The organism is Nostoc sp. UIC 10890 (genome assembly GCF_054786515.1).
The window spans coordinates 1-8880 of the sequence record NZ_JBSGKF010000034.1 but is presented as its reverse complement, the minus strand read 5'-3'; the positions used below and the strand labels follow the sequence as shown (position 1 = coordinate 8880).

The 8880-nt window shown below is 38.8% G+C and carries 11 protein-coding genes and 1 pseudogene; 6 read left to right on the top strand and 6 right to left on the bottom strand.

The window, feature by feature from the left end; translation table 11 throughout:
* The 3 genes from ACWATR_RS37845 to ACWATR_RS37835 form a co-directional block, all read left to right on the top strand.
* Positions 1-200, top strand: a 200-nt coding sequence (locus ACWATR_RS37845) for a hypothetical protein (RefSeq protein ID WP_460344851.1), incomplete at its 5' end; no start/stop codon positions are given.
* Between the two features lie 143 nt (positions 201-343).
* Positions 344-673, top strand: a complete 330-nt coding sequence (locus tag ACWATR_RS37840; RefSeq protein WP_460344848.1) for a hypothetical protein — start codon at positions 344-346, stop codon at positions 671-673.
* 13 nt (positions 674-686) lie between these two features.
* A complete protein-coding gene (locus ACWATR_RS37835; RefSeq protein ID WP_460344845.1) occupies positions 687-830 on the top strand; it encodes a hypothetical protein in 144 nt (47 codons plus the stop codon).
* Between the two features lie 97 nt (positions 831-927).
* Here the strand turns inward: ACWATR_RS37835 and ACWATR_RS37830 are convergent, their stop codons facing one another.
* Genes ACWATR_RS37830 through ACWATR_RS37820 form a run of 3 tightly spaced genes read right to left on the bottom strand, consistent with a single transcriptional unit; the run spans position 928 to position 2152 of the window.
* Positions 928-1326, bottom strand: coding sequence for a hypothetical protein (locus ACWATR_RS37830; protein ID WP_460344842.1), 399 nt, complete (start codon positions 1324-1326; stop codon positions 928-930).
* 2 nt (positions 1327-1328) lie between these two features.
* The gene (locus tag ACWATR_RS37825) at positions 1329-1862 is read right to left on the bottom strand and encodes a GNAT family N-acetyltransferase (RefSeq protein WP_460344839.1); all 534 of its coding nucleotides are present in this window, start codon (positions 1860-1862) and stop codon (positions 1329-1331) included.
* A complete protein-coding gene (locus ACWATR_RS37820; RefSeq protein WP_460344836.1) occupies positions 1862-2152 on the bottom strand; it encodes a type II toxin-antitoxin system TacA family antitoxin in 291 nt (96 codons plus the stop codon). The genes ACWATR_RS37825 and ACWATR_RS37820 overlap by 1 nt, the downstream gene beginning before the upstream one ends.
* 141 nt (positions 2153-2293) lie before the next feature.
* Here ACWATR_RS37820 and ACWATR_RS37815 point away from each other — a divergent pair, with 141 nt between their 5' ends.
* Complete coding sequence (locus ACWATR_RS37815) at positions 2294-2419, top strand: hypothetical protein (protein WP_460344833.1); 126 nt, start codon at positions 2294-2296, stop codon at positions 2417-2419.
* Between the two features lie 59 nt (positions 2420-2478).
* Here ACWATR_RS37815 and ACWATR_RS37810 read toward each other — a convergent pair whose 3' ends face one another.
* From ACWATR_RS37810 to ltrA, 3 genes are all read right to left on the bottom strand, one after another.
* On the bottom strand, positions 2479-3624 hold the full coding sequence (locus tag ACWATR_RS37810; protein ID WP_460344830.1) for an ISH3 family transposase: 1146 nt from the start codon (positions 3622-3624) through the stop codon (positions 2479-2481).
* Positions 3625-4899: 1275 nt separating this feature from the next.
* Positions 4900-5124: a hypothetical protein gene (locus ACWATR_RS37805; RefSeq protein WP_460344827.1), complete on the bottom strand. Its 225-nt coding sequence runs from the start codon at positions 5122-5124 to the stop codon at positions 4900-4902.
* 268 nt (positions 5125-5392) lie between these two features.
* The gene (gene ltrA / locus ACWATR_RS37800) at positions 5393-7165 is read right to left on the bottom strand and encodes a group II intron reverse transcriptase/maturase (protein WP_460344824.1); all 1773 of its coding nucleotides are present in this window, start codon (positions 7163-7165) and stop codon (positions 5393-5395) included.
* A gap of 918 nt (positions 7166-8083) precedes the next feature.
* Between ltrA and ACWATR_RS37795 the strand changes: the two genes are divergently transcribed.
* Positions 8084-8209 carry a hypothetical protein gene (locus tag ACWATR_RS37795; RefSeq protein ID WP_460344854.1) on the top strand — a complete coding sequence of 42 codons (126 nt, stop codon included), beginning with the start codon at positions 8084-8086 and terminating at the stop codon, positions 8207-8209.
* 3 nt (positions 8210-8212) lie between these two features.
* Positions 8213-8880 (top strand): annotated as a pseudogene (locus tag ACWATR_RS37790) (hypothetical protein); the annotation flags it as partial.

Here is an 8880-nt window from a genome sequence, read left to right as displayed (position 1 = left end):
ATGCTTACAAAATAATGCTTGAAAAAGAGCGTTTAGAGGAGGAACTAAAGAAACTCGAAGCACGCCAATCTCAGATTCAGCAGCGTCTTGCTATTTTAAATAGTCAAATAATTGCTGAAGAGGACATTACCCATCAGCAAGCAAATACTGGCTTGAAGGACAATACACCAAAATTCAACACCATAACATTGGAATACTAAGTACTAAGATTTCAGCTTGCCTATTCTTCGCAACTTCCTTGCGCGGTCGAGGTTTGGGAAGTGCCATTGCGTTTATTGATTATGTTGTTAAGCACATTAAAATCTTTTTTACTAAATTTAAAGTTTAATAAGCATCAAATATCGTGACCAAAGAAGAGTTTTACCGGAGTAAACACATTGTCGTTATTGAATGGTGGCTGCATGAATGTGATTTGCCAAAGAAATTAACTTGGGCAAGGCTTCGCGTGTTTGATGATGCTACGGCTGACTCTTGCTTTGAGGAGGGAGGTAAATTGTACGGTTTTGAAAATCGGGATTTTGCGGCGTACATTCTCAGCGAGGACGAATATATAAGCTTTCAAGGAATGGATGCAGAGGATGAGCAAGAATACGGGATAAAACTGGCAGAAATTTACACTCCTGCTTGGCTGGACAATCCTGTTCAATTATTTGAATACTTTGGAAGCTACTAAGTGAACACAATTTATGAAATTGATATTAGCTTCAATAGTGCAGAGAACTTGCAAAGCACTGACAGCGATCGCAGTTTTGAATGTCGGAATTGCGGGGTATGCCGACATTGGGATAAAAGCGGCTAAAATAAAGCATTCAATTTGGATAAGCCTGTAAATAGCTCAAAGGTGGGCAACAAAACTTATCTCAAACCCTTATATATTTAGCTTTGCGCTAGGCACGAAAATTCGTTGCTTAGTTCAATTCCCTAAAATTAGCCAGATTGCTTCACAAGGAATGGAGAATCGACATCTAAAAGCCAATTCTCATCAATAAATTCTAGATTTTCATCATAAACAAGAACCAATTCACCAACTTTTTGAGCATTGCTACTTGCAGTTTTTGTATTATCAATACCATCAGCTATAAGCAAAAATTTTAGTTGTAAAAAACGTTCTTTGTGAGTAACGCCTATTAAACTGCTAACTAATTCGGCTTCTAGGGTACGAGGTAATGTAATTTTATCATGATATTCATCTTGTTCATCCCAATAGCCACACACTTTATAATCACACTGGTCAAGATGTTCTTTAACAAGATTAGCATCTAAACTTTGTAATATTTTAGTTAAATCTTGCCAAACTTGATGATTTTTTAATTCAAGCCTTGTCATCGTTATGTGAGTTTAATGTTAATAGGTGAATCTACAATGCTTGCTCGAATATCTTTTAAAGTCATCATTAGTGTGAATGGTTCTATTGGTGATGCTTGGAACCCACGTTTTAAATAAAATTTTTTGGCTTCTTCATCTTTAGGATGAACCAAAATACATCTAACACCAGCTATTTGAGATACTGATAAAATGCGTTGAATAGCATCTTTTAATAAACCAGACCCTATACCTTGTCCTTCCCATTTGGTATCTACAGCTAGCCTACCAATAAGCATACACGGTATAGGATCTGGTGCATTAGGTTTAGCTTTGCTAACAGCTGCTAAATGAGTTACAGAAGCTGTTGCTAAACAGTAATAGCCTATTACTTTATTTTCAACTGTTACTACAAATGTTCTCGCTGTATCCCCCTCATTTTTCAAAGCTCTCTCCTTCAGCCAACTATTCAAGGCTTCTGATTTGGATTCAAACTCTGATACATCATGGTTTTTAGTAACAGGCTGAGGAGCATTGATCATTTTCGTTTGGTTTGTCATCAATCCCAAGGCGATTTAGCAGTTAAGAGTTTACGAATTTCTTCATTCGCTTTAGGTGGTGAGTCTAAAATAGCAAGGAACTTTTGATATTTTTCCTCATCTAATGCAAAAAAGGTTTTGTCACAGATGACTTTTTCAGCTTCTCTACAGGCTACCTCTAACATAAAGTCAGAACGGCTTTTACCAAGAATCGAAGCCGCATTGTCAATTAAATCCCGTTGTTGTTCTTGAACTCTAATATTAATTACTTGGTTACGACCAAGATTATCCATTTTAGAACGGGCAACCATTAGGTATCTTCCATGTATATGTGTCATATAAGCATTACCGAAGTAAGGTTGCAACCTTACTTCGGTAATGCTTAATATCTAATATAGGATATTGTATATACAACGTCAACACGTTTTATGTGTCAGTGAAAATGTCGGGAAATGACTCTTTTACTGGCGTTGCTAAATCTAGAGATGAAATTGTCAGTAAACCAAAAAGTTTTTCTCCAAATAGCGATCGCAGAATTTTATGTAACTTATAATACTTATGAATATCGAGTACTCTAACTAGCAGACATAAGATAGATTATGATTACTTATGATTAGCTAGCCGATGATGGTTAATATTAACCTGATTGAATATAAACGCTTTCAACTACTTGATATTTACGCTCAATGGCTTGAGATAAAAAGGCTAACATCTGTTTGAGTATGAAAAGTGTACGATAAATTAATCGACTGCCTTTTCTTTTACGACTAATCCTGAGCCAAAGTAGATTAACCCAAATATTAACTAGGAGAAAAGATATACCAACAAAGAGTAATCTCAATACTGGATTTTTATTATTCGTTCTAATTCGACAAATATTTTTAAGCCGATAGCTACTTTCGATGCCAAATCTTTTCCGATAATCTTGATAGATGTAATCTAAATTTGTTTTGATTTTGTAGATAACATAAACAAAGTATTGAATTCCACGTTTTTTACGCTTTCCTTTCCTATATTTACAGATAACCCATAAATCAAATGTGACTGAATCATCTTTATCCCTAATGATTGTATGAGTAGTCTTATAACTTTTTTTGCCCTTTAAAAATTGTTTAATTCCTCCTGATTTACCCGTTTTGATAGCAGGCATCATAAATGGAATATCTAATGCTTGCAACCATCGGATTACAGGAGTATTAAAAAATCCCCTATCTAAATAGATTTTTTTTATATTTATTTTAAGAAAATCAAGTTCTGCCAATAAGTAAGTAATAACAGCAACACTGGTATCTAGCCTCCGTACACCTCTGACTGCGAGAGTTACACGCTTATTTTTGGTAATAACATATAAAGTTGCATAAGCGTAAAATGAATGAGTACCAGATTTAGCTTGACTTCGATATATGTATGGTAATTCATCTGATGTTGGCTTACCATAATAGCAAATCAAATTTAAATCAATCGCTATTTTTAAACACCCTTTTTTTAATCCTAAAGGAATCCGACTTTTCAATGCCTGATTTATTTGCGCCTCTAATTCCTCAAAATTGTTGATTTTATTGAGATGATATCTAATATCATTGGCTGTGGGAAGGTTTTTTAATAATTTTGCTGTATTTTCAATACTATCTCCATTGCTAGCAGCATAAGTCAGAATCTCAAATAAAGTCTGTTGGTCACATATTCCTTGAGTTGGAATGGAAAAATTTTCTACTAAGCACTCAATAACCTCTTCAAGGGTTTCTGAGTCTGTTAAAACCAGTTCTGATGATGAAACAGTCAATTTTTTCAGCCAATATGCTTACTACACACTACTTTCATCATTTCATTTTTTGAAATCTTTCAGAGCGGTATAAACATTACTTATTATTCGAGTAAAATATAGCACATTAAACTACGTATACTTAATTAGCGATCGTTCTTTGGGAAAAACTTTTTGGTTTACTGATTTGAATGATTGCTCGAAATCAGGCAACTGCTTTGCTTACGAATTCATCAATTCAGTAGTCTTTGAAAATGCCCAGAAAATTAGGGGTAAGCAACAAATACTATGGCTCCCTGCTGATAGCAATGAAGTCAAGATATTTGCCTCAGCATGGCAGATTTTACAGACGATGATTCATACTGCCAAGTAAAATCAATGCCCTTATAGGGCATTCTGAAGGGTCTATTTTGGCATCCATGCCAGTCTATATCCTGCCAATTCCCTAAAATCCAAAGTGTGATCGCATCTTCCCAATTACCAACAAGAAGAAATGCGATCGCACTTTCCTAGACCGCATATTAATAGTAGTTAATTGCTTGGTTTAATTAATGCTAATAATTATCATGGCAGGGGAGGTAAACGTTTATCGTATATTATTTTTGTCAGGGACGAATACCAATCTCTAACATTAATATTTTTATGGCTTTCTGTATCAATCGGCAAACATCCTAGAACTAAAATATGAATAGGCGTAAATAGAAGGTTCGTGCAACCAGGGGCAACCTATGGCTAAAAACCTGATACAGCAACAGTTACAGAGATTTATGTGAGATTTAACCGCGCTCATGAAAAGATAAGTTGCACAAATACTTTTTCTAGCGCATAAACAGTAAAATAACTTTGCCTAAAACGGAGCTTGGAGTACGCGGAAGTTATTGTCTCAAAGTATTATCGCTTCGTCTCGAAACTGAAAAACATTGCCTAAAATGGGACGAACTAGGCAATGTTATCATTTGTATTTCTTATCAATAGAGGCTAAATAAAGGGTTATTTTTACTAAGTTTTACAAGGTTGCCCCTGGTTGCACGAACCTTCTATTTACGCCTACTCAATAGTTCACCTCAAACTTTCACGCTAAAAGCCTTATTAGCACAGATTTCTCTCTCTTTGCCACACCTAAAACTCTACACCATAGATGAAAATATTTGCACAGTTCTGCACAAATACTCTTCTACTTTTCTTGTCCTAAATACACAACTCTCAACCGAGCTTGCACAAAATTGCACAGTTTAAGCTGATTGGATGTGCATTTTTCAACGCGGATCATACCTGCAATCGCGCCATGTGCATCCGCTACAGGAAATAAAATAATCCGACTGTGCCATCGTTTCGCGTGGTTGCACTGACCTCACCGGCGCCTTGCGCGGGGGGGCTATTCAGGAAGTCAGTCGCTGCGTTCGTGCTGGGAAAGTTTCGGAAGTTCCACTGCCTACCACCACTAAGGGTAGCAGCTTCTTCAGCAGACATTTCAGAGAACAGTTCGTTCTTTTGAACAGATTGCATGATTTGAGTTGACATAAATTCTTTACCTCATTTACTTATTGTTATAGGTGAATAACACCTATATTGATAATTAATAGTTTTATTAAGAAAAGGTTTTGATTTAATTAACCCATAGTTAGATTAGTTGAATCAAGTTAGATTAGTTGAATCAGTCTTTAGCTAGATGGATGCCTAAGCCAGAAAGTCACCTCTCTGACTCGGCTACAAAACCGTGCATGAAACGTTAATTTCACACGGCTCCTCAATGATTTGGTGCTTGTCACGCACACCTCTAAATTCAGAGTTAAAAGGGATTACAGTTGAGATAATCCTCATCTATCTCTGAAACTGTAACAGCAAATTTATCTGCTGCCGTTTTAGTATCATGGCAATGTCCATGAAGTAATTGAAGGTTGTCATAACTATCCTTACCGCCTTGGGAGCGAGGGATTTTATGGTCGATTTCCATCAAGTCTTCATGGTGAAAAAACAGCCCACAATGGGTACACTTTCCTTTCTGCATCTTCAGGAGTGTTGCCACCCTTGTTGGCGCTTCAGGATGTTTACCCATTCTGGAACTCCAGTACACCCAGTCACCATCAAATGGGCTACGGATTCCTTGCACTTGTATGTGTCTCACAATAGGAGTTTCACGGTGCTTGTATAAGCGAATCTTCTGGTTATGGGGTTTAAAAACCCAATTATCAGACCCTACAGTTTGCCAATACTTTTGACAACTCCATCGGGAAGATTTATTAGGGTGACGATGTTCTGCCCATGCTTTTAGCTGGCTGAATAATGTTGTATCAGCCTGATTAAATATGCGTTTACTGACGACACCTGAGTAGTAGTTTGTCCATCCACGGATGACGGGATTCAGATGAGCGATTAAATCAGATTGTGGTACTGATTTATGCCCATCAATCAATTTACCTATCTTCTGCGTGTGTGTCTTCAGCTTTGTTTTGCTTGGAGTGATAAGAGTTTTGTAACCAAGTAATTTTCCGTTTGAGCTTTTACCACTGTGATATTTTCCTACCGGAAATTGTCGAACAGTGAAACCCAAAAAGTCGAAACCAACGTTACCTTCATACATATTTTGTGTATGAGAAATATGGGTTTTACTTGGTTTTAATTCTAGCCCCAATTCATTTAACCACTCTGCCATAATCTGCTGACATCTTTGGATAACGGCAAGGTCTTTATGCAGAATCACAAAATCATCTGCGAATCTAATTAAGCTTATTGCTTTACGGTTCTCCGATTTACATCCGGGTAAAGTAAGAGCAACTTGTTTAATTCGATTTTCCATGCCATGAAGGGCTATATTCGCTAATAATGGCGAAATCGTACCCCCTTGTGGGACACCCATTGATGTTATATTGTCAGATTTCTCCCTGAAAGCATATTCAGAGAAATCAATCACTCCCGCTTTCAACCAAGCACGAATTTGTCGGCGGATGGTGGGGAATGTATTTAATTTTGACAGCAGAACATTGTGATTAATTTTGTCAAAACATTTCGCAATATCGGCATCCAACACATATTTAGGTTTGAACTTAATAGTGTTGAATATTGCCTTAATCGCATCATGGGCGCTTCTTCCTGGTCGAAAACCGAATGAATTTGGCTCGAAGAGAGCTTCCCATTCAGGTTCTAGGGCTAGTTTTACTAGCGATTGCAAGGCGCGGTCGTATATGGTGGGTATAGAAAGGGGTCTTTTTTCTCCCTTTGAGCCGGGTTTTGGTATCCACACCCTTCGAGTGGGAGCGGCTTTTTGACCTAGCTTCAGGGAATATACTAAGATAAGACGTGCTTTTGGGGACAAGTTTTTCAACCCATCCACTCCTGCCGTCTTCTTACCTCGGTTGTCTTGTGTTACCCTACGAACCGCCAAACACTTTGCTGACCAGGAGTGCAACAACGTTTTTTGGAGTTGGCGAACTGCTTTGACATCACCACGCTGAGAGGCTTTGTAGATACGCTTTTGCAACTTAAATACTATCCTTTCTAGCTTTCGCCAGGGGATAGCATTCCATTCCACCGTAGTCTTGAAACTCGTTTTAGATGTGTACATTGCTACTTGTACCTCTACAATCCAAGTCACCGTGTCTCCGTCTGCATATCCTTCTCGTTACAAGAAGGCATTGGCTTCTGAGGCAATCCCTCCCCCTGATGACTTCCGGTTGGCTACCTACTCCAAACTTCGACCAGTTTTGGAGAGTACATTAGGGGGTTACTTCGTTCCCAATTTTTCGTTTGACGTTGGTTTTAGGACTCTCTCTCTTCACCGAGTTTATTGTGAGTGCTTATTGGTCTGTCACTAATCAGCCAACCACTAATCTTTTCCCTTTTGGGACAAGCCTATCAGCCTTTTGGCTTGTTTTGCATAACGATGATTCAATCAAGAGATTCGTTTGACTATCCATGATCAGCTATGCTAGGCGGGATTCCACATTAGGCTTGCAGTTACCGCCATGATTCCCCGCTTCATCCCAGCAAAGAACCACTTTGCTGAAATGGGGGACTTGCTTTCACTCCTGCACTTGGAGGGATGGAATTACACCATCACGAAAAATTGAGTTGTCAAGGTTCTGTCGGAATTCCTCCCGAATATTTCCCTTACCTGTCATCCCCGAATATTTTTATTCGTTTCGACAGAACGAATCACACTAGCGACCTGCAATACTAATCGCTCAAACCTGCAATCAAGACATTTACAAACCAGGATTAAATGCAACTATAATTGCGCTTCAGCCAGGATTAAATGCAACTGAGCCTGCAATCATCGGTTTGAGCCAGGATTATCTGCAACTATAAAAGTAACTGGAGTTTGGACTAAAAGCTCAGGCTCAGAAAAAAGTACTTAGAGAATCAGAGATCAAAAAATAGAGAATAGTACTGAACTGAAAACTAAAGAGTTTAAAGAAAAGCAATCAGTAGTAACACTGACTGCTGTAGAGTCAATGAATGTAATCGATAAATCATTGACGTGATGATCCTGACACAATTAGAAGAATTTCGGCAAGCAATCTACGATTGTTTGGGTAAAGCGAAAGATGCCGTATTTGAACTGATGGATGCAATATTGACCAGCCCAAGTATTCAATCATTTGTTTAGGGTATGGTAATTCTGCACGTGCTTTCAGATTTCATCGGCTGCGATTTTACTGTCAGCGACTCATCTTGTAGTTATTGGTACGAAGGGCGTTGTCCTCAAAGTGGCGATCGCCTAAGATTACCCCGTACCTCAATGTCCGAAGCGATCGCCAACGGACTAATGGAACAGCTTGCCAACAATGAAAAATTCCACCCACAAGGGGATGGAGTTTTTGGGCATGGGGAATCGGGCATAGGGAATAGGGAAGATGTTACCAATGCCCCATGCCCAGTGCCCCAAGCGACGGGGCGACTATCCCTCTACAGACACCTGGGAATGGAGTCTCCCGTCGCTTTCAATGAATGTTATTCTCGTGAAGGCAAGATGTATGGAATACTACTGGTTGAACTGCCTAATGGCGAACAACGGGTACTCAAAGCCTTTTCCGGTCTTTTGAATGGTTGCAGTGTCGTTGAGGGCTGGGTACCACCAATTCCAGGAAGGGACGAAGTTGCTTTAGAGGAAGCCCACACTTTGGCACAGTTGGACGCAATTAAGCAGGAAATTCTTACCTTGAAGCAACTGACCGAACGCCAGCAGTATGAAACTCTGTTTAATGAGTTTGAGCAGCAGTTGCAAGCAATGAGCGATCGCCATCGCCATTGCAAACATCAACGACAGGAAAAACGTCA

What these genes read in the sequence shown, in the direction of transcription:
- ACWATR_RS37835 (WP_460344845.1), top strand. Translation starts at nt 687, where the DNA reads ATGAAATTGATATTAGCTTCAATAGTGCAGAGAACTTGCAAAGCACTG.
- ACWATR_RS37805 (WP_460344827.1), bottom strand. Translation starts at nt 5,124, where the DNA reads ATGTCAACTCAAATCATGCAATCTGTTCAAAAGAACGAACTGTTCTCT.
- ACWATR_RS37825 (WP_460344839.1), bottom strand. Translation starts at nt 1,862, where the DNA reads ATGACAAACCAAACGAAAATGATCAATGCTCCTCAGCCTGTTACTAAA.
- ACWATR_RS37815 (WP_460344833.1), top strand. Translation starts at nt 2,294, where the DNA reads ATGACTCTTTTACTGGCGTTGCTAAATCTAGAGATGAAATTGTCAGTA.
- ltrA (WP_460344824.1), bottom strand. Translation starts at nt 7,165, where the DNA reads ATGTACACATCTAAAACGAGTTTCAAGACTACGGTGGAATGGAATGCT.
- ACWATR_RS37820 (WP_460344836.1), bottom strand. Translation starts at nt 2,152, where the DNA reads ATGGTTGCCCGTTCTAAAATGGATAATCTTGGTCGTAACCAAGTAATT.
- ACWATR_RS37830 (WP_460344842.1), bottom strand. Translation starts at nt 1,326, where the DNA reads ATGACAAGGCTTGAATTAAAAAATCATCAAGTTTGGCAAGATTTAACT.
- ACWATR_RS37795 (WP_460344854.1), top strand. Translation starts at nt 8,084, where the DNA reads ATGATCCTGACACAATTAGAAGAATTTCGGCAAGCAATCTACGATTGT.